Below are 23,094 nucleotides of genomic sequence, written 5' to 3' on the forward strand. Positions count from 1 at the left end.
CACGTCGATTGTCAGTGCCGGGTCGTACGGTGGATGCCATGCGGCCCGTATCAAGCATCGAACGCACGGTGGCGCCCTTCGAGGTCGTCAGCCCCTACCAGCCGAACGGCGACCAGCCCGCGGCCATCGCCGAACTCGACCGGCGTATCCGCGGGGGTGAAAAGGACGTCGTCCTGCTGGGCGCGACCGGCACCGGCAAGTCGGCGACCACCGCGTGGATGATCGAGAAGCTGCAGCGCCCGACGCTCGTCATGGCGCCCAACAAGACCCTCGCGGCCCAGCTCGCCAACGAATTCCGCGAGCTGCTGCCGAACAACGCCGTCGAATACTTCGTCTCCTACTACGACTACTACCAGCCCGAGGCGTACGTCCCGCAGTCCGATACGTACATCGAGAAGGACTCCTCCATCAACGAGGAGGTCGAACGGCTGCGTCACTCCGCGACGAATTCGCTGCTCACCCGGCGTGATGTCGTCGTGGTCGCCTCGGTGTCCTGCATCTACGGCCTGGGCACGCCGCAGGAGTACGTCGACCGGATGGTGCCGCTGAAGGTCGGCGACGAATTCGACCGCGACGCGCTGCTGCGCCGCTTCGTCGACATCCAGTACACCCGCAACGACGTCGCCTTCACCCGTGGCACGTTCCGGGTGCGCGGCGACACCATCGAGATCTTCCCGGTGTACGAAGAGCTGGCCGTGCGGATCGAGATGTTCGGCGACGAGATCGAGGCGCTGTCCACCCTCCATCCGCTCACCGGCGAGGTCATCAGCGAGGACCGGGAGCTGTACGTCTTCCCGGCCAGCCACTACATCGCGGGCCCGGAGCGCATGGAGCGGGCCATCGCCGGGATCGAGGCCGAGCTGGCGGACAGCCTCGCCACGATGGAGAAGCAGGGCAAGCACCTGGAGGCCCAGCGGCTGCGGATGCGCACTACCTACGACATCGAGATGATGCGTCAGATCGGCTCCTGCTCGGGCATCGAGAACTACTCGATGCACATGGACGGCCGTGAACCCGGCTCCGCGCCCAACACCCTCCTCGACTACTTCCCGGACGACTTCCTGCTGGTCATCGACGAGTCGCATGTCACGGTCCCGCAGATCGGTGCCATGTACGAGGGCGATGCCTCGCGCAAGCGCACCCTCGTCGAGCACGGTTTCCGGCTGCCGTCCGCCATGGACAACCGGCCGCTGAAGTGGGAAGAGTTCCTGGGGCGCATCGGTCAGACCGTCTACCTGTCCGCGACCCCGGGGAAGTACGAGCTCTCCCGGGGCGACGGCTTCGTGGAGCAGATCATCCGCCCGACCGGCCTGGTCGACCCGGAAGTGGTGGTCAAGCCCACCGACGGACAGATCGACGACCTGGTGCACGAGATCCGTACGCGCACGGAGAAGGACGAGCGCATCCTGGTCACCACCCTCACCAAGAAGATGGCCGAGGACCTCACGGACTACTTCCTCGAGCTGGGTATCCAGGTCCGCTATCTGCACAGCGACGTGGACACCCTGCGCCGGGTGGAGCTGCTGCGGGAGCTGCGATCGGGTGAGTACGACGTCCTGGTGGGCATCAACCTGCTGCGGGAGGGCCTTGACCTGCCCGAAGTCTCCCTGGTGGCCATTCTGGACGCCGACAAGGAGGGCTTCCTGCGGTCCGGTTCGGCGCTCATCCAGACCATCGGACGTGCGGCGCGCAATGTCTCCGGACAGGTGCACATGTACGCCGACAAGGTCACCCCGGCGATGGAGAAGGCCATCGACGAGACCAACCGCCGCCGGGAGAAGCAGCTGGCGTACAACAAGGAGAACGGCATCGACCCGCAGCCGCTCCGCAAGAAGATCGGCGACATCGTCGCCACCCTCGCCCGCGAGGAGATCGACACCCAGGAGCTGCTGGGCTCGGGGTACCGCAAGGGCGCCGGGACCAAGGAGGCCCAGGGCAAGGCGCCGGTCCCGGCGCTCGGCGGGAAGGCCGCGAAGGGCAAGGGCGGCAAGGCAGGCGCGGAACTGACGGACCGTCCCGCCGCCGAACTGGCCGCGCTCATCGAGGAGATGACGGAGCGGATGCGGGCCGCCGCGGCGGAGCTGCAGTTCGAGGTCGCCGCCAGGCTGCGCGACGAGGTGGGCGAACTGAAGAAGGAGCTGCGTCAAATGAGGGAGGCCGGGGTGAAGTAGGGGGGAACGGCACGAGTGGAGCCGCACGGGCCGTGAGGCATGAGGCAGGCGGCAGGAGCCGAGGGGGAGTACCGGGGCGGTGCGGGACCGCCCGCCGGGTCGGCCGCCGCGCCCGGCCCGGTGCGGCATCGCCGCACGCGAATCGCCGCACGTGAACGGGGGTCGGCCGGCCGTGCCCGATGTGTTGCAGAAGCGCCACAAAACGCGGGTCCGGCGCGCCCCGGGCCCGTCGTCGTGCATAGGGTCGAAGGGGCCGCCGGAAAGCTGGGCGGGGACAGTACAGAGAGGGGACGGGCGTGTCGGTCAATTTGTCCAAGGGGCAGGGCATCAGCCTGCAGAAGTCCGACGGCGGAAGCCTGACCGCGGTGCGGATGGGGCTGGGGTGGCGCTCGGCGCCGCGCCGTGGCCTGTTCGGCAGGCGCACCAGTGAGATCGACCTCGATGCCTCGGCGGTGCTCTTCGCCGACAAGAAGCCGATAGACGTGGTCTTCTTCCAGCACCTGGTCAGCGACGACGGCGCGGTCCGGCACACCGGCGACAACCTGGTCGGCGGCGCGGGCCAGGGCGGCGACGACGAGGCGATCCTGGTCGACCTGGCGCGGCTGCCGGTGCACATCGACCAGATCGTGTTCACCGTCAACTCCTTCACCGGCCAGACGTTCGCCGAGGTGCAGGACGCCTTCTGCCGCCTGGTCGACGAGACCACGGGCCAGGAGCTGGCCCGGTACACCCTCACGGGCGGCGGGAACTACACCGCACAGGTCATGTCCAAGGTGCACCGCGCGGGCAACGGCTGGCAGATGACCGCCATCGGTGAGCCCTCCGTCGGCCGCACGTTCCAGGACCTCGTGCCGGCGATCCTGCCGCACCTGTAGCCACCAGCGTCCGGCCACCACCGTCGCGGCGGCGCGTACCGGGCCGCGCCGCCGAACCTCTGGGCCCGTGCCCGGGGCAGGACCCGGGCACGCCACAACCACCAGGGGGAACAACGATGACGGCCGAGCTGGTCCGGGGGCAGAACCATCCACTGGACCGGACGCGGGTCGAGATCCGGGTGACGGCGGGCTCTCCCGTCATGGCCGGGGTCACCCTCGGCGACGAGCAGGGCAGGCTCGCCGGCGCCGAAGCGGTGGCCCACCCCGGTGCGCCGCGGCGCACCGGCATCGAGGTTCCCCGTCAGGCGGCCGCCGAACACCGCATCGTGGTGGACCTCGACGCGCTGCCCGCCGCCGTCCACCGGGTGAGCGTGCTGCTGGCGCTGCCCGGCGGGACCGGCGCCCTGGCCACCTTCGGCTCGGCCGCCGCGCCCGCCGTCACGGTCACCGGTCTCGACGGCACCGGCCTCGCCCGCTACACCGTCACCGGCCTGGGCGCCGAGTCCGCCGTCGTCGCCGTGGAGCTCTACCGCCGGCGGGGCGCCTGGAAGGTACGCGCCGTGGGCCAGGGGTACGCCGGCGGTCTCACGGCGCTGCTGGGCGACCAGGGCCTGCCGCAGGCGGCGGAGCTGGCCGCGGAGATCGAGGGAGCGGTCAGCCGGGGGCAGGCCCGTGCGGTCCCGGCGCCCGCCCCCGTGGCGGCGAGCCGGTCCGAACGGCCCGGGGCCGGCCCGGCCGCCGCGGACGGGCCGTCCCCCGCGCACCCTCCCGCAACTGACGGCCCGGCACCCGCCAGTTCCGGGGCCGGAACTGGCCCCGGAACTGGACCCGAAAACGCCCCCGGGACCGCCCCCGGAACTGGAGCGCAGGCCGAAGCCGGAACCACTGGCGCAGCGCCCACACCCCTGGGCGGCGGCCCCGTCGACTACCGCCATCCGAAGCGCCGCAGCCCCTCCGCCCCGGCCGGCCCTGCCTCGGCCGGGGCCGCTCCGTCCGGTCCCGCTCCGGTCGGTCCCGTCCCGTCCGGTCCCGTCCCGGCAGGGGGTCCGGCACCTGCCGCCCCCGCTTCCGCACCGGCCGACGGCCCCGCGTCGCCCGACGGCCCCCCACTGCCCGTGGCCGGTGACGCCGCGGGCTGGAGCATGGAGGAGCGGCTCTACAACCAGGTCTGGGGGATGTTCGAGGACCTGGCCCGCTCGGTCGCGGCCTACCGCAGCGCCTCCGGCTTCGCCGAGTCGCGCCTGGAGCAGGAGCTCGACCAGGCCCTGTCCGACCCGCGCAACCGCCTCGGCACGGCCGCCGACGGCGCCCGTGCCGCAGCCCGTGACAAGCACGCCGCCCTCGTCACCCAGGCCCGCGCCGCCCTCGACCGCGACCTCGCGCAGCTCGCGGCCGAGTCGGCGGTCGTCGAGCCCGCACTGCCGCCCGCCTTCGCCCGCTGGGACAACCCCGTCTGGCAGGGCCACCACGCCCCGTCCACGCGCCCGATGGCGATGCGCCTGGGCGATCTGCACCTCCCCGAAGTGCTGGACCTGCGCATTCCGATGCTCGTACGCCTCCCCCTGGAGCGCGGGGTGTGGATCGACAGCGGGCCCGCTTCCTACGCCGCGGGCACCGCTCCGGACCCCGGGCGCGACATCCCCCGGCGGGAACTCGGCAGCGCGCTCACGGACGGGCCGCCCGACGAGGCCGAACTGCGCCGGCTGGCCATGGAGACGGCCGTGGCGATCGCCGCCCGGCTGCTCGCCATCCACCCCGCCGGTGGTTTCGCGGTCCAGGTCATCGACCCGGGCGGCACCGCGGCGCCCGCCCTCGCGCCGCTGGTGGAGAGCGGTGTGCTGTCCGCCGCCCCGGTGCCCGGAGCCCAGGGCGTGACCGCGGTGCTGGAGGCGCTGACACGACGGGTGGACCTCGTCCAGATGGCCGTCCGCCACCGCGCGGCGGACTCACTCCCGCCGGATCTCGACCCCGCCGACCAACTGCTGATCGTGCACGACTTCCCGCACGGCTTCGACGACCGCGCTCTCACCCGGCTGCGCTATCTGGCCGACGAGGGGCCGGCCGTCGGCGTGCATCTGCTGCTGGTCGCCGACCGCGCCCAGGCGCGGGACCACGGCCCGGTCCTCGACCCGCTGTGGCGCTCGCTGCTGCGGATCACGCCGGTGCCCGACGCCCATCTCGCCGACCCCTGGGTCGGCCATGCCTGGACGTACGAGCCGCCGCTCGCCCCCAGGGGAAGTCAGGTGGTGCGCCAGGCGCTGAGCCGGGTGGCAGCCGCTCGCCGACTGTCCTGACCGCCACCCTGACCAGGCGTTTTGCCTTTTTCTTTACTATTCATTGCCCTTCCTTTACGCTTCTTGGTGCGGAGGGGAGTATTCCCGCTACGACGTACCCGTCATCACGGACCGGTTGTGTGAGGCGGTCCCGGGGCGTCGGCCCCGTTCCCCCATGTGGCGGAGCGGGGCGGAAGAGACCTCCGGCAGCGACGACGCTGTAAGTGCCGTACGACTCTGCCGGAGGAGCAGTGGACGTTTCCCTGAACCTGTGGGTGCTGACCATCCTTGGTCTGTGCGCCCTGATAGCCGCCGATTTCTTCATCGGCGGACGCAAACCCCACGAGGTCTCCCTCAAGGAGGCCGGAATCTGGACCGGTGTCTGGATCGCGCTCGCCGGGCTCTTCGGCCTCGGGCTGCTGCTGTTCGGCGGTGCCGCGCCGGCCGGTGAGTTCTTCGCGGGCTTCATCACCGAGAAGTCCCTGAGCGTCGACAACCTCTTCGTCTTCGTACTGATCATGGCGAAGTTCGCGGTCCCGGCGATCTACCAGCAGCGGGTGCTGATGGTGGGTGTGCTGATCGCGCTGGTGCTGCGGGCCGGCTTCATCGGCGCGGGCGCCGCGATCATCGCCAACTTCTCCTGGGTCTTCTACATTTTCGGCGCGTTCCTCATCTGGACCGCATGGAAACTGATCAAGGAGGCCCGCGCCGAGGAGGAGGACGAGGAGTTCGAGGAGAACCGCTTCCTCAAGATGGTCGAGAAGCGCTTCCCGTCGACCGACACGTACCACGGCACCAAGCTGTTCGTGGTCGAGAACGGCAAGCGGCTGATGACGCCGATGCTGATCGTCATGCTGGCGATCGGCACCACCGATGTCCTCTTCGCGCTGGACTCCATCCCGGCGATCTTCGGCCTCACCCAGGACCCGTACATCGTCTTCACCGCCAACGCCTTCGCCCTGATGGGGCTGCGGCAGCTGTACTTCCTGATCGGCGGCCTCCTCAAGAAGCTGGTCCACCTCTCGTACGGCCTGTCGGTCATCCTGGGGTTCATCGGCGTGAAGCTGGTGCTGCACGCCCTGCACGAGTCCGGGGTGCCCGTTCCGGAGATCAGCATCCCGGTGTCGCTGGGCGTCATCTGCGCCGTCCTGATCGTCACGACGCTCACCAGCCTGCGTGCCTCGAAGAAGCAGGCCGCGGCCGACGCGGCGGCCAAGGAGCGCATCGACGTCTGAGGCCGGTCCGCACGGCGCACGCGCGCCCGGTTCCCGCTCCTCACCAGAGCGGGAACCGGGCGCCGTTGTGTGTAGTAGGGGCCCCTGGGGGAGTGCCCGCGGGGCCCCGCGCTGTGCCGGTCCCCTCGGTTACCAGCCGCGCTGGTGCCACTCGGCGAGGTGCGGACGCTCCGCGCCGAGCGTGGTGTCGGCGCCGTGGCCCGGATACACCCAGGTCTCGTCGGGAAGTTCGCCGAAGAGCTTGCGCTCCACATCGTCGATCAGGCGGGTGAAGTTCTCGGCGCTGCCGAAGGTGTTGCCGACGCCACCGGGGAACAGGCAGTCCCCGGTGAACAGATGCGGGGCACCGTGCGGGTCGTCGTAGACCAGCGCGATACTGCCCGGCGTGTGTCCGACCAGGTGACGCGCGGTCAGCTCGACCCGGCCGACGGTGAGGGTGTCGCCGTCCTCGACCAGCACATCCGTCGGGACGGGAATGCCCTCGGCGTCGTACCGCCCCGCATAGGTCCGCGCACCCGTCGCATCGACGACCTCGCGCAGCGCGCCCCAGTGGTCGCCGTGTTGGTGCGTGGTGACCACGGACCCGATACCGCTGTCGCCGATCAGCGCGAGAAGGGTGTGCGGTTCGGCGGCCGCATCGATCAGCAACTGCTCCTCGGTCGCCCGGCACCGCAGCACATAGGCGTTGTTGTTCGTCGGACCGACCGCGACCTTCGAGATCATCAGGTCGGTCAGCTCGTGCACGTCGGCCGGTCCGCCGACCTTCACTGCTCCGCTGTAGCCCATGGGACCACTCTAGAGCGGCGGCACCGCGGGCAGGTCGGAGCCGTGACCGTCGAGTGCGCCGCCCCCGGCGCGTCCGGTGAGCCAGCCCACCAGCGCGACCGCGGAGCCCGTCACCACCACGGGCCGGTCCCCGGCGCCCGGCCCGGTGGCGAGGCGGCCGGTGCGCCACCTGCGGCCGTCGTCGGACCGCAGCTCCAGCGGGGGCAGCTCCGGGTGGCCGGCGAACTTGACCGTGGCCAGGAAGGTCAGTTGGCGCCCGACGAAGTCGGGGGAGAGCTGGTCGAGAGTGTGGCCCACGCCGAGGTCGACATGGTGGAGTTCCAGTTCGGCCAGGCGGCGCAGCGGCAGCCGGTCGGCCCGTTCGACGACGTTGTTGCGCATCTCGACCTGGTAGGCCCGGCGGTCCCGCGGCAGGTCGTCCATCGTCTTGTCGAACCGCGCCGCGGACTCCCTGAGGTCCGCCAGATGCGCCGCCAGCGGGCGGTCGGCGCCCCGCTCGATATCGGCGGCACGGGCCTCGGGGCCGGCGTACATCGGTGTGGGCACATCCGTCCGCGCCCAGGTGAGGAGGTTGCCCAGCGCGTCCGCGTTGCGGGCCAGATGGGCAAGGACATGGCCGCGGGTCCAGCCGGGCAGCAGCGACGGTTCGCCGACCGCCGCGTCGTCGAGTTCGCTCACCGAGACGAGGAGCCGGTCGGTGGCCTCTCGGACCGCTGCCACGTCGTGCGGGAAGTCGGGCGGGGTGAGGGTCATGGTCCGACGCTAGCGCCGTCGGCGCGGGTTCGGGAGTGGGCCGGCTCCGATCGAGGCGTACGCGGGCGGAGCGGGCGGCGCGCGGCAGCCGGAAGGATCCGCCGGTCCGCGCCGCCCGCCCGGCGTATGGATCACGAGCGTGGTCCCGCCCGGCGTATGGATCACGGACGTGGTCAACGGCCGTGATCCATACAGCCAGGGACTGTCATCACCGTCCCGTCGTTCGCCCGGAGGTCAGGCCGCCGCTTCGCCCGGCGTCCCGAACCAGAGCCGGAGTGCGGCGTCCAGCCCGTCCGGACCGCCGGGGGCGTCCACCGCCCAGGCGGTGGTGCCGTCGGGACGCACCAGCAGGCCGGCCAGACCGGGCCGCCCCGGGCAGTTCACCGTGCGCACCCGTATCCGGTTGCCGTATCCGGCGGCGCGCCCCCGCACCGCGGCGTCCCCGGCGAGATCGAGCAACAGCCCCTGTCCGCCGTGCAGATGGTCCGCGAGCCGGGTGCCGTCACCGAGCTCCAGGTCGGGCGCGCTGCGGCCGGTCAGCGGATGGTCGCCGGGCAGGTCGTAGCGCTGCCGGACGCCGGAGATCTTCTTGGCGAAGAAGGTGGTGGCGGCGACCGTTTCCGTCAGTTCGGCGATCACCCCGCGCAGCGCCCTGGCATGCGACTCCGGCCGCATCAGCGCCACTTGGACCCGGGTCCACTCCAGCACCCATGCCCCCAGGGGGTGCCGCTCGGCCGTGTAGCTGTCGAGCAGCCCCTCCGGCGCCCGGCCGTGCACCGTGGCCGCCAGCTTCCAGCCGAGGTTCATGGCGTCGCCGATGCCGAGATTCAGCCCCTGGCCGCCGAACGGCGAGTGGACGTGCGCCGTGTCACCGGCGAGCAGCACCCGCCCCCACCGGTAATCGGGCACCTGGCGCGCGTTATCGGTGAACCGGGTCGCCGAGTGCACCGCGTGGATCGTGACGTCCTCGACTCCGGACACCTTCCGCAAGGAGGCCTGCAGCTCCTCGGCGGTGACGGGGGCTTCGCGGTCCGCCGGCGGCCCGTCGAAGTCCACGGTGAGGATCCGGCCGGGCACCGGCCCGTGGACATACGTCCCCGTCCGGGTGGAGTTCCAGCCGGCGCCCAGCGCATCGGCGCCGGTCATCTCGACGAGGGCCTGACGGCCGGTGATCTCCGGGGCCGTACCGGGGAAGGGGAAGCCGGCGAGCCGGCGGACGGTGCTGCGGCCGCCGTCGCACCCGGCCAGCCAGCCGGTGCGCAGCGACCCGTCCGAGGTGTGGACATGCACACCGTCCTCGCCGGCGTCGAAGCCGGTCAGGGTCACCCCGCGGCGCAGGTCGACCCCCAGCTCGGCGGCGCGGGCGTCCGCGAGCGCGGTGCGGACGAGTCACCGCTCGCCGCGCTGCGCCGGCTCGCGCTCGGGCTGCTGGCGGAGCGGCATCCGCTGGCCGCCGTGGGGGAGGGCTTCGAGCACTTCTACCGGACGGTGCTGGACTCGCCGGCGCTGCGCGCGCGGGGCCGGGAGGCGGTCGAGGAGATGGAGAGCACGCTGGCCGAGCTGCTGGCCGAGGCGGCGGGCGGCGAGGCGGACCGTCCCGGCCCGGACGCCCGGCTCGCCGCGGCGCTGATCATCGCGGGGATCCGTGCGGCGGGCGCCGAAGCGGTGGCCCGGCAGGTCGGGGGTGACCCGGTGGAGGAGGTGGCCGTTGAACAGGTGGAGGTGCTGCGGCGCACGTTCGATGCGCTGGAGCGTGCGCTGCCCGGTGTCGCCTGAAGGGGGAGTCCCTGCGGGGTGCGCGGGGCGGAGGAGGCGTACGGGGTGTGGGAGTCGTACGGGGAGTCCGGCGAGGGCGGGGTGCGTGGCGGGGCGGGAAGATTGTGGGGCCGCCACACGTTCGGGTGAAGAGGGCTTGCGATACCCCTAAATCGAATGCGCGTGCTATAAGCTCGTGTGTGGCATCCCAAAGACAGTGCCGCGGCGGGCCCCATACCCTGGGGCGGGGGCTCCGCTCCGCTCCGTCGCCTCTGCTCACCCACCGCGCGGCGGACGCAGAGCCGCGGCCCCCGCCCCCTCCAAGAAAGGTGCCGACCGGCGTGGCCGACCGTCTCATCGTCCGTGGCGCTCGCGAGCACAACCTCAAGAACGTCTCGCTCGACCTCCCCCGCGACTCCCTCATCGTCTTCACGGGGCTCTCCGGGTCGGGCAAGTCCTCGCTCGCCTTCGACACGATCTTCGCCGAGGGGCAGCGGCGTTATGTCGAGTCGCTCTCCTCCTACGCCCGGCAGTTCCTCGGGCAGATGGACAAGCCCGATGTGGACTTCATCGAGGGCCTGTCCCCCGCGGTGTCGATCGACCAGAAATCGACGTCGCGCAACCCCCGCTCGACGGTCGGCACGATCACCGAGGTCTATGACTACCTCCGTCTGCTTTTCGCCCGTATCGGCAAGCCGCACTGCCCCGAGTGCGGGCGGCCGATCGCCCGGCAGTCGCCGCAGGCGATCGTCGACAAGGTGCTCGAACTCCCCGAGGGCAGCCGCTTCCAGGTGCTCTCCCCCCTGGTGCGCGAGCGCAAGGGCGAGTTCGTCGATCTCTTCTCCGACCTCCAGACGAAGGGCTACAGCCGGGCCCGGGTCGACGGGGAGACGATCCAGCTCTCCGAGCCCCCGAAGCTGAAGAAGCAGGAGAAGCACACCATCGAGGTGGTCGTCGACCGCCTCACGGTCAAGGAGACCGCCAAGCGCCGGCTGACCGACTCCGTCGAGACCGCCCTCGGGCTCTCCGGCGGCATGGTCATCCTCGACTTCGTCGATCTGGACGCGGACGACCCGCAGCGCGAGCGGATGTACTCGGAGCATCTGTACTGCGCCTACGACGACCTCTCCTTCGAGGAGCTGGAGCCCCGCTCCTTCTCCTTCAACTCGCCCTTCGGCGCCTGCCCGGACTGCACCGGCATCGGTACGCGCATGGAGGTCGACCCCGACCTGATCGTCCCCGACGAGGACCGCTCCCTCGACGAGGGCGCCATCCACCCCTGGTCGCACGGCCACACCAAGGAGTACTTCGGCCGTCTGGTGGGCGCGCTGGCGGACGCCCTCGGATTCCGTACGGACATCCCCTGGGCCGGGCTGCCGGCCCGCGCCAAGAAGGCGCTGCTGAACGGCCACAAGACCCAGATCGAGGTGCGCTACCGCAACCGGTACGGCCGTCAGCGGGCCTACACCACCCCCTTCGAGGGCGCCGTCCCGTTCGTCAAGCGGCGGCACTCCGAGGCGGAGAGCGACACCAGCCGGGAGCGCTTCGAGGGCTATATGCGCGAGGTGCCCTGCCCGACCTGTGAGGGCACCCGGCTGAAGCCGATCGTGCTCGCCGTGACGGTCCAGGAGAGGTCGATCGCCGAGGTCGCGGCCATGTCGATCAGCGACTGCGCCGACTTCCTGCGGGACATGAAGCTCACCGCCCGCGAGAAGAAGATCGCCGAGCGGGTCCTCAAGGAGGTCAACGAGCGGCTGAAGTTCCTGGTCGACGTCGGCCTGGACTACCTCTCGCTGAACCGCGCGGCCGGCACCCTCTCCGGCGGCGAGGCCCAGCGCATCCGCCTCGCCACCCAGATCGGCTCCGGCCTGGTGGGCGTGCTCTACGTCCTCGACGAGCCGTCGATCGGTCTGCACCAGCGCGACAACCACCGGCTGATCGAGACCCTGGTGCGGCTGCGCGACATGGGCAACACCCTGATCGTCGTCGAGCACGACGAGGACACCATCAAGGTCGCGGACTGGGTCGTGGACATCGGCCCCGGCGCGGGCGAGCACGGCGGCAAGGTCGTGCACAGCGGCCCGATGAAGCAGCTGCTGGCCACCAAGGAGTCGATCACCGGCCAGTACCTCTCCGGCAAGAAGGTCATCGCGACCCCGGACATCCGGCGGCCGGCCGACCCGTCGCGGCAGCTGACGGTCCACGGCGCGAAGGAGAACAACCTCCGCGACATCGACGTCTCCTTCCCGCTCGGCGTGTTCACCGCCGTCACCGGCGTCTCCGGATCCGGTAAATCGACGCTGGTCAACGACATCCTCTACACCCACCTGGCGCGCGAGCTGAACGGCGCCAAGTCGGTCCCGGGACGGCACACCCGGGTGGCCGGCGATGACCTGGTGGACAAGGTCGTGCATGTCGACCAGTCGCCGATCGGCCGGACCCCGCGCTCCAACCCGGCCACCTACACCGGCGTCTTCGATCATGTCCGCAAGCTCTTCGCGGAGACGATGGAGGCCAAGGTCCGCGGCTATCTGCCGGGGCGCTTCTCCTTCAACGTCAAGGGCGGCCGCTGCGAGAACTGCTCCGGCGACGGCACGATCAAGATCGAGATGAACTTCCTGCCGGACGTGTATGTGCCGTGCGAGGTCTGCCACGGTGCGCGCTACAACCGGGAGACGCTGGAGGTCCACTACAAGGGCAAGTCCATCGCCGAGGTGCTGGACATGCCCATCGAGGAGGCCCTGAGCTTCTTCGAGGCGGTGCCGACCATTTCCCGGCATCTCAAGACGCTCAACGAGGTCGGCCTCGGGTACGTCCGGCTCGGCCAGTCCGCGCCGACGCTCTCCGGTGGTGAGGCGCAGCGCGTCAAGCTGGCCAGCGAGCTCCAGAAGCGCTCGACGGGCAGCACCGTCTACGTTCTCGACGAGCCGACCACCGGTCTGCACTTCGACGACATCAGCAAGCTGATCAAGGTGCTGTCCGGCCTGGTGGACAAGGGCAACACGGTGATCGTCATCGAGCACAACCTCGATGTGATCAAGACGGCGGACTGGGTCGTCGACATGGGCCCCGAAGGCGGCAACGGCGGCGGTCTGGTCGTCGCCGAGGGCACCCCGGAGGGTGTCGCCTCGATCCCGGCCAGCCACACCGGCAAGTTCCTGCGGGAAATCCTCGGCGACCGCGTCAGCGATGCCGCGCCGGTGGGGGCCACCGCGAAGAAGCCGGCGGCCAAGAAGGCCACGGCAAAGAAGACGGCCGCCAAGAAGAGCGCGCCCGCGGCCAAGAAGACGACGGCCCGGGCCCGCAAGGCCACCTGACACCGCCGGACGCTTCCCGCCGGGCGCTTCCCGCCGGGCGCTTCCCGCCGGGCGCGTCCCGCCGGGCGCTTCCCGCCGGGCGCGTCCCGCCGGGCCGTCATCGCTCTCCGTACGGGGAAGCGGTGGCGGCCCGCACCGTTGCTACGCCGCCAATGTCCCCTACGCCGCCAACTCCGCGGCGAACGGCGGTTCCGCTCCCGCGCGGGAGCAGGTGACGGCGGCCGCGCGGGCGGCGAAGCGCAGGATGTCGCGCCAGTCGTCGTCGCCGAGGGCGGCCACGGCGGCGTACGAGAGGGCGTCATGGGCGTCCAGGCGGTGCAGGAGCGCGGCGTTGACCGTGTCGCCGGCACCGATGGTGTCGACGACGGTGACCCGCTCGCCGGGGACCGCCAGCTCACCGCCGCCGCGCCTCAGCACCGTCAGACCGTCGCCCCCACGGGTCAGCACGATCGCGGCCGGCCCCGCCGCCAGCCATTCCCGCGCCGCCGCGGCGACCGCCTGCCACGTGTCGTCCGGGGCCGTGCCGCCCGGCGCCGCGCCGTCCCCGGTACCGGCCCCGGCCAGCCACAGCGCGTCCTCCTCCGACAGCTTCAGCAGGGCGAGGTCGGGGAGCCAGGAGAGGAAGCGGGCCCGGTAGGCGTCCGGGTCCGGGATCAGCCCCGGCCGGATGTTGGGGTCGAGCGCCGTGAAGATGCCGCGCCGGGCCTCACGCCGCAGCAGGGACTCGTACGCACTCGCGCCCGGTTCCAGGACGAGCGAGCAGGTGCCCAGGGAGAGCGCACGGACCCCGGCGGGCAGTGCGGGCGGCAGGGTGAAGAGCCGGTCGGCGGTGCCGTCGGCGTAGAAGCCGTAGCCCGCCGACCCGTCCGGGCTGATGTCCGCCACGGCGAGGGTCGTCGGCTCGCTGCCGCGCTGCACCAAGGAGGTGTCGACACCGCCGCCGACCAGCCCCTGGAGCAGCGCCTGGCCGAAGCTGTCGGTCGAGATCCGGGAGCAGAACGCGGCCGGCGAACCCAGCCGTCCCAGCGCGACCGCGGTGTTGTACGGACCGCCGCCGCGCCGCGGCAGCAGCGCCGGCAACCGGTCGTCCGAGGCGGGGTTCCCGCCCGTGCCCTCCGGGGAAGGAGGAGTGTCCTGCGGGCTGGGGACGAGGTCGATCAGCGCCTCGCCGGCGACGACGATCACGGGATGGGGTTCCTTTCCTGGGCGGCCGGGGGCGTGGCCGGGGCGGTTTCGGCGCAGCCGCACGACGTACGGTGCACCAAGGTGCAGGGGAGGCGGACGGTGCGCGGCGGCCGGTCCGGCTGGGCCAGGCGCTCCAGCAGCAGCCGGACCGCCGCCGCCCCGATGTCCTTGCTGGGCTGCGCGATCGCGGTCAGCCGGGGCGTGAAGAGATCGGCCCACGAGAAGTCGTCGAAGCAGGCCAGCGCGATGTCGCGGGGTACCTCCAGGCCGAGTTCGCGCAGGGCCCGGAGGGTGCCGATGGTCATCGCGTTGTTGGCGGTGATGAGCGCGGTGGGTGGTTCGGGAGCGGCCAGCAGCCGGCGGGTGGCGACCTCGGCGCCCGCCGCCTCGGAGTTGCCGCCGGCGAGGAGCTCGGGCGCGAAGGGCAGGCCGTGGGCGCGCAGCCCCTCGCGGTAGCCCTGGACCCGTTCGGTGGTCGTGCTCAGGCCGGGAAGACCGGCGACCAGGCCGATCCTGGTGTGCCCCGACTCGGCCAGATGCCCGACCAGTTGACGCACCGGGCCGGCGTTCTCCGCGCACACCTGGTCATGGTCGTCGCCGACCAGCCGGTCCAGGAACACGGTGGGCACCTCGCGGCGGGCCAGGTACTCCACCATCCCGGCGGGCTCCGCGGACGGCGCCACGATCATGCCGTCCACGCGCCGCTCGTGGAGCAGCTGGACGACCTTGCGCTCGTGCCGCGGGTCGTCGTGCGGATCGGTGATCAACAGGCTGTAGCCGGCCTCCAGGGCGCGGGCCTCGACCCCCTGGAGGATCTCGGTGAAGTACGGGTTGCTGATCGCGGAGACCGCCAGGCCGATCGAGCGGGTGCGGGAGGTGACCAGGGAGCGGGCCAGGGTGTTGGGAGTGTAGCCGAGCTCGTCGATGGCGCCGAGCACCGCGGCGCGGGTGCCGGGCCGCACCGGACGGGTGTCGTTCAGCACGTGCGAGACCGTGGCGACGGAGACCCCCGCACGCCGTGCCACATCCGTCATCGTCGTCATCCGGCTCTGCCTCTCCTCCCCGAGCGTGCGGCACCCCGTCGGCACCGCGGCCTCCCACGGCCCCGTCCCGCGAAGTCCCCCACATTACGAGCATCCGACCGCAAACGTAAACGCTTGCGCAAGCGTTTACGTCCAAGCTGCCTTCCCGGCATCGCCATCCCGCACGACGTCGTGAGAGGCGCCGATGCGCGCTCTCGTGGCCACCGCACCGGGCAAGGGGGGCGGCATCGCTGTCACCGAGCTGCCCGATCCCCGCCCGATCCCCGCCCGATCCGCGCCCGGACCCCGATGAGGTGGTTGTGCGCGTCACGTCCTGTGGGCTGTGCGGCACCGATAGGCGCCTCCTCGGCGGTGAGCTGCCCGCCGTGGTCCATCCGCTGGTGCCCGGGCACGAGCTGGCCGGCGAGATCGAGGCGGTGAGCGCGGCGGTGACCGGCCGGGCGGTCGGGGACCGGGGCGCCGTCGACCCCAGCATGCCGTGGGGTGCCTGCCAACAGGACCTGCTGCGGGGACGCCCGGCCCGGCCGGAAGCGGAGCGGTCTGTGCCGGTATCGTCGGGAGCCGCCCCCCCCACTGATGCCGTGACCTCTGGAGCAGCCATGAGTCAGCCCCCCGCCCGCCGGACCGTGCTGCGGGGGGCCGCGCTCGCCGGCGCCGCCGGCTTCGGCCTGGCGGCCTGCTCGCCCGGGGACTCGGGCGCGAACGCCCCGGCGAAGCCCGCCGAACCGGTCGACCTCGGATCCGCCGCCGCGGTGCCGGTCGGCGGCGCCAAGCTCTACCGCGAGGACCGGCTCGTCGTCTCGCAGCCCGCCAAGGGCACCTACAAATGCTTCAGCGCCAAGTGCACCCACGCCGGCTGCATCCTCGCCGAGGTCGAGAAGAAGGAGGGCAGCTGCCCCTGCCACGGCAGCCGCTTCGACGTCACCACCGGCAAGGTCATCCAGGGGCCGGCGGCCGAACCGCTGCCCGAGGTCCCGGTCAAGGCCGAGGGCGGCAAGCTGATCGCGGGCTGAGGCGCCGGCCCGCCGGCGCCGCCCGCAGCGACTCGTGGCGCGGGTGCCGCCTCGCGCCCTGCTGCCGGTAACTCGGGCCGGACACCACGGGGGTGACGCCGCACCGGGCGAGCGCCGCAACTCCGCTTCGTACGTGGCCAGTTGGCTCTGCCAGGGCGGCATGCGGGGCGGTATGCGGGGCGAGACCGGCGCCGGTCGGCCCGTCAGGACCCGGGTCACGCGGTCCTCCGGCAGTCGCCCTGTGCATGTGATCCACGGATATGACACGGATTGCCAGTGGGTGCACCAGGATGATCCATGGTCGACCAATAATCGCTACAACTGGGACGATTTCGACTACTACGTGAACGGCAACTCCTTCTCCTGGACACACTCCCTGTACTGGATAGGAGCCTGGGGGCATGACGAAGCGCCCCGCCGTCCGCACCGCCCTTCGCGCCGTCGCCACCGGCACGTCCCTCACGGCCCTCCTCGCCCTCACTCCGCACCTCGCCCTGGCCGCACCCGCGCCCGTGCCCGCACCCGTCCTCCGGACCCGGACCCCGGCCCCGGCGAGCGCCACCGCCGCCCGCGCGGCGGCCACCGCTCCCGCAGCCACGGACGTCCTCGCCCGCTACACCGCGGCCGAGGCCGGGGCCGGGGTCGCGCCGGTGAAGGGCGGAACGGTCTGCCACGAGCCGCAGGCCGACGCCTGGTACGTGCGGCACGGCGACCGGATCGAGCCACTGGACGCGGATGCCCGCAGGGCCGTCGGCGCGCACGGGATCACCGTCGCCGCCTACCGGGAGAGGGTGGCGAGGGCTTACGGGGGCAAGCTCCCCGGCTCCGTGTACGACCGGCGCGGCGCGGCCGGCGGCGACGGGCCGGCGGCCGCGGCCCCGCCCGAGGACCGGGAGCCCCGCGCTCCGCGGCCCGTCACGGCGGGTGCGTTCGCGGGCGACAGCCTGCCGGTGACCGCCGCCACGAGCGTGGCGGGCGCCGCCGCCCTGCTCGCGCTGGGGCTGTCCGCCTCGGCGGCGCTGCGCGGGCGGCGCAGCGCCTGACGGGTCCGCCTGACGGGTCCGCCTGGCCGACTCGCCTGACGGGTCCGCCTGGCCGTCACATGCCGTCGGTACGGCGCTCAAGCCGCCTCCTGCCCTCCCGCCTTGCCGTTCCCCCCCCGGCCCGTCGCCCCGCCGCCCGTCGCCCGCTGCCCGCCGCCCGCGCCACCGGGCCGGGGCCGGGAATGGCCGGGGAACGGTGATTGTCGGTCCCGGTCAGTAGGGTGGTGTGCATGGCAGACCCCAGCAGCTATCGACCCAAGCCGGGACAGATCCCCGACTCGCCGGGGGTCTATAAGTTCCGCGACGAACACGGCCGGGTCATCTACGTCGGCAAGGCCAAGAGCCTGCGCCAGCGCCTGGCCAACTACTTCCAGGACCTGGCCGGCCTCCATCCGCGTACGCGCACGATGGTCACCACCGCGGCTTCCGTGGAGTGGACCGTCGTCTCCACCGAGGTCGAGGCGCTTCAGCTCGAATACAGCTGGATCAAGGAATTCGACCCGCGCTTCAACGTCAAGTACCGTGACGACAAGAGCTATCCGTACCTCGCGGTGACCCTCAACGAGGAATTCCCGCGCGCCCAGGTCATGCGCGGCGCCAAGAAGAAGGGCGTGCGCTACTTCGGTCCGTACGGCCATGCCTGGGCCATCCGCGAGACCGTCGACCTGATGCTGCGGGTCTTCCCCGTACGGACGTGCTCCGCCGGTGTCTTCAAGCGCTCCGCCCAGATCGGCCGCCCCTGTCTGCTCGGCTACATCGGCAAGTGCTCGGCGCCCTGCGTCGGACGGGTCTCCGCCGAGGAACACCGCGAACTCGCCGAGGAGTTCTGCGACTTCATGGCCGGCCGGACCGGCGCCTACCTCCGCCGACTGGAGCGGCAGATGCAGGAGGCCGCCGAGGAGATGGAGTACGAACGCGCCGCGCGGCTGCGTGATGACATAGGGGCGCTCAAGCGGGCCATGGAGAAGAGCGCCGTGGTGCTCGCCGACGCCACCGACGCCGATCTGATCGCCCTCGCCGAGGACGAACTCGAAGCCGCCGTCCAGATCTTCCACGTCCGCGGCGGCCGGGTGCGCGGTCAGCGGGGCTGGGTGACGGACAAGGTGGAGGCCGTCACCACCAGCGGTCTCGTCGAGCACGCCCTCCAGCAGCTCTACGGCGAGGAGCGGGGCGACGCCGTCCCCAAGGAGGTCCTGGTCCCGGCGCTCCCCGAGCCCGTCGAGCCGATCGCGCAGTGGCTCTCCGAGCGTCGCGGCTCCCAGGTCTCGCTGCGCATCCCGCAGCGCGGCGACAAGAAGGACCTGATGGTCACGGTCGGCCGCAACGCCCAGCAGGCCCTGGCGCTGCACAAGACCAAGCGCGCCTCCGACCTCACCACCCGCTCCCGCGCCCTGGAGGAGATCGCCGGGGCCCTGGGCCTGGATGCGGTGCCGCTGCGCATCGAGTGCTTCGACATCTCCCACCTCCAGGGCGATGACGTGGTCGCCTCGATGGTGGTCTTCGAGGACGGCCTCGCCCGGAAGAGCGAATACCGCCGCTTCCAGATCAAGACCTTCCAGGGCCAGGACGATGTCCGGTCCATGCACGAGGTCATCGGCCGCCGCTTCAAGCGCTACCTCCAGGAGAAGCAGAAGTCCGGTGAGTGGACCCAGGAGCCGTCCGCCGACGCCCGCGTGGACGACAACGGCGTCACCGCCGGGACCGGAGCCGCCGCCGACGTCACCAACGGCACCGCGGCCACGGACGGCACCGGCGGCATCACCCCCGGCATCGTTCCCGGCACCGGCACCGGCATCGTCCCCGGCACCGGCATCGTCACCACGCACCCCGACGAGCCGGAGCCGGACCCCATGGCCGGCCGCCCGACCGACGAGGACGGCCGCCCCAAGCGCTTCGCCTACCCGCCCCAGCTCGTGGTCGTCGACGGCGGCGCCCCGCAGGTCGCGGCCGCCCGCCGGGCACTGGACGAGCTCGGCATCGACGATGTCGCCGTGTGCGGCCTGGCCAAGCGCCTCGAAGAGGTCTGGCTGCCCGAGGACGACGACCCGGTCGTGCTGCCGCGCAGCAGTGAGGGCCTTTACCTCCTCCAGCGCGTCCGCGACGAGGCGCACCGCTTCGCGATCACCTACCAGCGCAGCAAGCGCGGCAAGCGGCTGAAGTCCTCGCCGCTCGACGCCGTCGCCGGCCTCGGCGACACCCGCCGCCAGGCGCTGCTCAAGCACTTCGGCTCGGTGAAGAAGCTGCGGGCCGCGACCGTCGACGAGATCTGCGAGGTCCCGGGCGTCGGCCGCAAGACCGCACAGACGGTCGCCGCGGCACTGGCGGGGGCGGCGCCGTCCGCTCCCGCGGTGAACACCGCCACAGGAGAGATCATGGAAGATGACGGGGCCCCGCCGGCCGCGTTGTCGGCAGAACGGGGGCAGGAACGATGAGTACACCGCATGAAGCGCAGGAACCCGAGAGAGACGGTGCACAGGTGAGCACGGGCACGACCGACCAGGGCGAGAGCGCCGCGATCCCCGAGTTGGTGATCATCTCCGGGATGTCCGGCGCCGGCCGCAGTACGGCCGCGAAGTGTCTGGAGGACCTCGGCTGGTTCGTCGTCGACAACATCCCGCCCGAGCTGATCGCGCCGATGGTCGAGCTGGGCGCCCGCTCGCAGGGCAACGTCGCCCGGATCGCGGTCGTCGTCGACGTCCGCGGCCGCCGCTTCTTCGCCAACCTCAAGGAGTCGCTGGCCACCCTCGACGCGCAGAACGTCAAGCGCCGCATCGTCTTCCTGGAGTCCTCCGACGAGGCCCTGGTGCGCCGCTTCGAATCGGTGCGCCGCCCGCACCCCCTGCAGGGCGACGGCCGGATCGTCGACGGCATCGCCGCCGAGCGGGATCTGCTGCGCGAGCTGCGCGGCGACGCCGACCTGGTCATCGACACCTCCAGCCTCAACGTCCATGAACTCCGCGCCAAGATGGACGCCCAGTTCGCCGGCGAGGAGGTCCCCGAGCTGCGCGCCACGGTCATGTCCTTCGGCTTCAAGTACGGCCTTCCGGTCGACGCCGACATGGTCATCGACTGCCGCTTCATCCCCAACCCGCACTGGGTCCCCGAGCTGCGGCCCTTCACGGGTCTCAACGACGAGGTCTCCAGTTACGTCTTCAGCCAGCCGGGCTCCAAGGAGTTCCTGGACGGCTACGCCGAGCTGCTGCGGATCGTGGCCGAGGGCTACCGCCGTGAGGGCAAGCGCTATGTGACCATCGCCGTGGGCTGCACGGGCGGCAAGCACCGCAGCGTCGCGATGTCCGAGAAGCTTGCCCGCCGGCTGGTCTCCGAAGGGGTGGAAACCGTCGTCGTCCACCGGGACATGGGGCGCGAATGAGCGGGCGTGCGCCACGGCTGCGCAAGGTCCGGCGCTTCGTTCCCAGCGGCCGTATGACGAAGGGGGCCACCCCCAAGGTGGTGGCACTGGGCGGCGGCATGGGGCTGTCCGCCTCGCTGGCCGCGCTGCGCCGTATCACCGGCGACCTCACCGCCGTCGTCACGGTCGCCGACGACGGCGGCTCCAGCGGACGCCTCCGTGACGAGCTGGGTGTCCTGCCGCCCGGCGACCTGCGCAAGGCGCTGGCCGCGCTGTGCGGTGACGACGACTGGGGCCAGACCTGGTCCCGGGTGATCCAGCACCGCTTCACGAGCGAGGGCGAGCTGCACGACCACGCGGTCGGCAATCTGCTGATCGTCGCGCTGTGGGAACAGCTCGGCGACCATGTCCAGGCGCTCGACCTGGTCGGCAAGCTGCTCGGCGCGCACGGCCGGGTACTTCCCATGTCGGCGGTGCCCCTGGAACTCCAGGCCCAGGTCAAGGGCCATGACGAGGGCCGGCCGGACGCGATCACCACGGTCCGCGGCCAGGCCACCGTCGCGCTCACCCGCGGCGAGGTGCAGTCCGTCCATGTGGTCCCCGAGGAACCGCCGGCCGTCCCCGAGGCGGTCGCCGCCGTACGTGACGCCGATTGGGTGGTGCTCGGACCGGGCTCCTGGTTCTCCTCCGTGATCCCGCATCTGCTGGTGCCTGAGCTGCGCGAGGCGCTGGAGGAGACCAAGGCCCGAAAGGTCCTTTCGCTCAACCTTGCGCCCCAACCGGGCGAAACCGATGGCTTCTCCCCGCAGCGTCATTTGGAGGTTTTGGCCCGACACGCCCCTAAACTCGCCTTCGACGTGGTGCTGGCCGACAAGGCCGCCGTGCCCGACATCGAAGGTCTGACGGTTGCCGCGAAGCAGCTGGTCGGCAGCGAGGTCGAGCTGGCGGCGGTCGCCGCACAAGGAGACGACGCCCGGTCGAGCGCCGGGGGAGCCCCCGACCGGCACGACCCGGAGCTGCTGGCAGCCGCGTACGACCGTATTTTTCGGATGCATGGAAGGATCGGCCCATGGCGATGACGGCAGCGGTGAAGGATGAAATCTCCCGGCTCCCCGTCACCCGGACCTGCTGCCGGAAGTCGGAGGTCTCGTCGATCCTGCGGTTCGCGGGCGGTCTGCACCTGGTCAGCGGGCGCATCGTGATCGAGGCGGAGCTGGACACGGGCATCGCCGCCCGGCGGCTGCGCAAGGACATCCTGGAGATCTTCGGGCACAGTTCCGACCTGGTGGTGATGGCCCCCGGCGGCCTGCGGCGCGGCAGCCGCTATGTCGTACGGGTCGTGGCCGGCGGCGATCAGCTGGCGCGCCAGACCGGTCTGGTCGACGGCCGCGGCCGCCCCATCCGCGGGCTGCCACCACAGGTGGTCTCGGGCGCGACCTGCGACGCCGAGGCGGCCTGGCGCGGCGCCTTCCTGGCCCACGGCTCGCTGACCGAGCCCGGCCGCTCCTCGTCCCTGGAGGTCACCTGCCCCGGCCCCGAGGCGGCGCTCGCCCTGGTCGGCGCCGCCCGTCGGCTCGGCATCGGCGCCAAGGCCCGTGAGGTACGCGGCGTGGACCGCGTCGTCGTCCGTGACGGTGATGCGATCGGCGCGCTGCTGACGCGGCTCGGCGCGCATGAGTCGGTGCTGGCGTGGGAGGAGCGGCGGATGCGCCGCGAGGTGCGCGCCACCGCCAACCGCCTCGCCAACTTCGACGACGCCAACCTCCGCCGCTCGGCGCGCGCCGCGGTCGCCGCGGGCGCCCGGGTCCAGCGGGCCCTGGAGATCCTGGGCGAGGAGGTCCCCGAGCACCTCGCGGCGGCCGGCCGGCTGCGCATGGAGCACAAACAGGCGTCCCTGGAGGAGCTGGGTGCCCTCGCCGACCCGCCGCTGACCAAGGACGCCGTCGCCGGCCGGATCCGCCGGCTGCTGGCGATGGCCGACAAGCGCGCCCAGGACCTGGGCATCCCCGGCACCGAGTCCAACCTCACCGAGGAACTTGCCGAAGGCATGGTGGGCTGAAACGAAAGCCCGGCCCTTGCTCATCTGCGCCCCCGGCGCCCGTATCGGGCGCCGGGGGCGCCTCTTTGTGCAGGGGCGCCGAGGGGCGCGTCAGGGCGTGCGTCAGAGGGGCTGAAGGGCGCTCACTTGAGCATCTTTTGGCGTCGATGTCAATGTCACGTACGTCTCTTACAGGGGGTAGGGTCGGAGGCGGTCGGGGACATCCCATACAGCTCGCCGGTAACTGCGCCGGCG

General features: G+C 71.9%; 16 protein-coding genes and 2 pseudogenes. 13 read left to right on the forward strand and 5 right to left on the reverse strand.

The window, feature by feature from the left end; all coding sequences use genetic code 11:
- Positions 1–38 precede the first annotated feature (38 nt).
- The 4 genes from uvrB to D9V36_RS32850 all read left to right on the forward strand — a co-directional run bounded on the left by uvrB (position 39) and on the right by D9V36_RS32850 (position 6,554).
- Positions 39–2,171: an excinuclease ABC subunit UvrB gene (gene uvrB / locus D9V36_RS32835; RefSeq protein WP_129296960.1), complete on the forward strand. Its 2,133-nt coding sequence runs from the start codon at positions 39–41 to the stop codon at positions 2,169–2,171.
- Positions 2,172–2,467: 296 nt separating this feature from the next.
- On the forward strand, positions 2,468–3,046 hold the full coding sequence (locus D9V36_RS32840) for a TerD family protein (protein ID WP_129296961.1): 579 nt from the start codon (positions 2,468–2,470) through the stop codon (positions 3,044–3,046).
- Between the two features lie 116 nt (positions 3,047–3,162).
- Positions 3,163–5,340, forward strand: a complete 2,178-nt coding sequence (locus D9V36_RS32845) for a TerD family protein (protein ID WP_129296962.1) — start codon at positions 3,163–3,165, stop codon at positions 5,338–5,340.
- A gap of 230 nt (positions 5,341–5,570) precedes the next feature.
- Complete coding sequence (locus tag D9V36_RS32850) at positions 5,571–6,554, forward strand: TerC family protein (RefSeq protein ID WP_129296963.1); 984 nt, start codon at positions 5,571–5,573, stop codon at positions 6,552–6,554.
- A 129-nt stretch (positions 6,555–6,683) separates the two neighbouring features.
- On the opposite strand, the gene D9V36_RS32855 is transcribed toward D9V36_RS32850, so the two are convergent.
- The 3 genes and pseudogenes from D9V36_RS32855 to D9V36_RS32865 all read right to left on the reverse strand — a co-directional run.
- Positions 6,684–7,340: an MBL fold metallo-hydrolase gene (locus tag D9V36_RS32855; protein WP_129296964.1), complete on the reverse strand. Its 657-nt coding sequence runs from the start codon at positions 7,338–7,340 to the stop codon at positions 6,684–6,686.
- A gap of 9 nt (positions 7,341–7,349) precedes the next feature.
- Positions 7,350–8,093: a maleylpyruvate isomerase family mycothiol-dependent enzyme gene (locus tag D9V36_RS32860; RefSeq protein ID WP_129296965.1), complete on the reverse strand. Its 744-nt coding sequence runs from the start codon at positions 8,091–8,093 to the stop codon at positions 7,350–7,352.
- Positions 8,094–8,327: 234 nt separating this feature from the next.
- Positions 8,328–9,458: pseudogene (locus D9V36_RS32865) on the reverse strand (FAD-dependent monooxygenase); the annotation flags it as partial.
- Between D9V36_RS32865 and D9V36_RS42725 the strand changes: the two are divergent.
- Together D9V36_RS42725 and uvrA are read left to right on the forward strand one after the other, a co-directional pair.
- Positions 9,378–9,869 (forward strand): hypothetical protein, encoded by a 492-nt coding sequence (locus D9V36_RS42725; RefSeq protein ID WP_277753516.1) that lies wholly within the window; start codon positions 9,378–9,380, stop codon positions 9,867–9,869. The pseudogene D9V36_RS32865 and the gene D9V36_RS42725 sit on opposite strands and share 81 nt — an antisense overlap.
- A 320-nt stretch (positions 9,870–10,189) precedes the next feature.
- Positions 10,190–13,165: an excinuclease ABC subunit UvrA gene (uvrA, locus tag D9V36_RS32875; RefSeq protein ID WP_129296966.1), complete on the forward strand. Its 2,976-nt coding sequence runs from the start codon at positions 10,190–10,192 to the stop codon at positions 13,163–13,165.
- 159 nt (positions 13,166–13,324) lie between these two features.
- Here uvrA and D9V36_RS32880 read toward each other — a convergent pair whose 3' ends face one another.
- A complete protein-coding gene (locus D9V36_RS32880; protein ID WP_129296967.1) occupies positions 13,325–14,350 on the reverse strand; it encodes a carbohydrate kinase family protein in 1,026 nt (341 codons plus the stop codon).
- Positions 14,347–15,393 carry a LacI family DNA-binding transcriptional regulator gene (locus tag D9V36_RS32885; protein ID WP_129296968.1) on the reverse strand — a complete coding sequence of 349 codons (1,047 nt, stop codon included), beginning with the start codon at positions 15,391–15,393 and terminating at the stop codon, positions 14,347–14,349. The genes D9V36_RS32880 and D9V36_RS32885 overlap by 4 nt, the downstream gene beginning before the upstream one ends.
- 299 nt (positions 15,394–15,692) lie before the next feature.
- Here D9V36_RS32885 and D9V36_RS42285 point away from each other — a divergent pair.
- From D9V36_RS42285 to whiA, 7 genes and pseudogenes are all read left to right on the forward strand, one after another.
- Positions 15,693–15,833 (forward strand): annotated as a pseudogene (locus tag D9V36_RS42285) (alcohol dehydrogenase catalytic domain-containing protein); the annotation flags it as partial.
- Positions 15,834–15,992: 159 nt separating this feature from the next.
- A complete protein-coding gene (locus D9V36_RS42290; protein ID WP_088797136.1) occupies positions 15,993–16,406 on the forward strand; it encodes a Rieske (2Fe-2S) protein in 414 nt (137 codons plus the stop codon).
- Between the two features lie 401 nt (positions 16,407–16,807).
- On the forward strand, positions 16,808–17,449 hold the full coding sequence (locus tag D9V36_RS32895; RefSeq protein WP_129296970.1) for a hypothetical protein: 642 nt from the start codon (positions 16,808–16,810) through the stop codon (positions 17,447–17,449).
- 230 nt (positions 17,450–17,679) lie between these two features.
- The gene (gene uvrC, locus D9V36_RS32900; protein ID WP_129296971.1) at positions 17,680–19,881 is read left to right on the forward strand and encodes an excinuclease ABC subunit UvrC; all 2,202 of its coding nucleotides are present in this window, start codon (positions 17,680–17,682) and stop codon (positions 19,879–19,881) included.
- On the forward strand, positions 19,878–20,822 hold the full coding sequence (gene rapZ / locus D9V36_RS32905; protein WP_129296972.1) for an RNase adapter RapZ: 945 nt from the start codon (positions 19,878–19,880) through the stop codon (positions 20,820–20,822). Before uvrC ends, rapZ begins: the two co-directional genes overlap by 4 nt.
- Positions 20,819–21,880 carry a gluconeogenesis factor YvcK family protein gene (locus D9V36_RS32910; protein ID WP_129296973.1) on the forward strand — a complete coding sequence of 354 codons (1,062 nt, stop codon included), beginning with the start codon at positions 20,819–20,821 and terminating at the stop codon, positions 21,878–21,880. The genes rapZ and D9V36_RS32910 overlap by 4 nt, the downstream gene beginning before the upstream one ends.
- Positions 21,871–22,860, forward strand: a complete 990-nt coding sequence (gene whiA, locus D9V36_RS32915) for a DNA-binding protein WhiA (RefSeq protein WP_018091880.1) — start codon at positions 21,871–21,873, stop codon at positions 22,858–22,860. The genes D9V36_RS32910 and whiA overlap by 10 nt, the downstream gene beginning before the upstream one ends.
- Positions 22,861–23,094: the final 234 nt, after the last annotated feature.

The sequence above is a fragment of the Streptomyces lydicus genome (assembly GCF_004125265.1).
Lineage (GTDB): Bacteria > Actinomycetota > Actinomycetes > Streptomycetales > Streptomycetaceae > Streptomyces > Streptomyces lydicus_C.

What these genes read in the sequence shown, in the direction of transcription:
- D9V36_RS32855 (WP_129296964.1), bottom strand. Translation starts at nt 7,340, where the DNA reads ATGGGCTACAGCGGAGCAGTGAAGGTCGGCGGACCGGCCGACGTGCAC.
- D9V36_RS42725 (WP_277753516.1), top strand. Translation starts at nt 9,378, where the DNA reads ATGCACACCGTCCTCGCCGGCGTCGAAGCCGGTCAGGGTCACCCCGCG.
- D9V36_RS32845 (WP_129296962.1), top strand. Translation starts at nt 3,163, where the DNA reads ATGACGGCCGAGCTGGTCCGGGGGCAGAACCATCCACTGGACCGGACG.
- uvrC (WP_129296971.1), top strand. Translation starts at nt 17,680, where the DNA reads ATGGCAGACCCCAGCAGCTATCGACCCAAGCCGGGACAGATCCCCGAC.
- D9V36_RS32895 (WP_129296970.1), top strand. Translation starts at nt 16,808, where the DNA reads ATGACGAAGCGCCCCGCCGTCCGCACCGCCCTTCGCGCCGTCGCCACC.
- rapZ (WP_129296972.1), top strand. Translation starts at nt 19,878, where the DNA reads ATGAGTACACCGCATGAAGCGCAGGAACCCGAGAGAGACGGTGCACAG.
- D9V36_RS42290 (WP_088797136.1), top strand. Translation starts at nt 15,993, where the DNA reads ATGAGTCAGCCCCCCGCCCGCCGGACCGTGCTGCGGGGGGCCGCGCTC.
- D9V36_RS32860 (WP_129296965.1), bottom strand. Translation starts at nt 8,093, where the DNA reads ATGACCCTCACCCCGCCCGACTTCCCGCACGACGTGGCAGCGGTCCGA.
- D9V36_RS32885 (WP_129296968.1), bottom strand. Translation starts at nt 15,393, where the DNA reads ATGACGACGATGACGGATGTGGCACGGCGTGCGGGGGTCTCCGTCGCC.
- whiA (WP_018091880.1), top strand. Translation starts at nt 21,871, where the DNA reads ATGGCGATGACGGCAGCGGTGAAGGATGAAATCTCCCGGCTCCCCGTC.
- uvrB (WP_129296960.1), top strand. Translation starts at nt 39, where the DNA reads ATGCGGCCCGTATCAAGCATCGAACGCACGGTGGCGCCCTTCGAGGTC.
- D9V36_RS32910 (WP_129296973.1), top strand. Translation starts at nt 20,819, where the DNA reads ATGAGCGGGCGTGCGCCACGGCTGCGCAAGGTCCGGCGCTTCGTTCCC.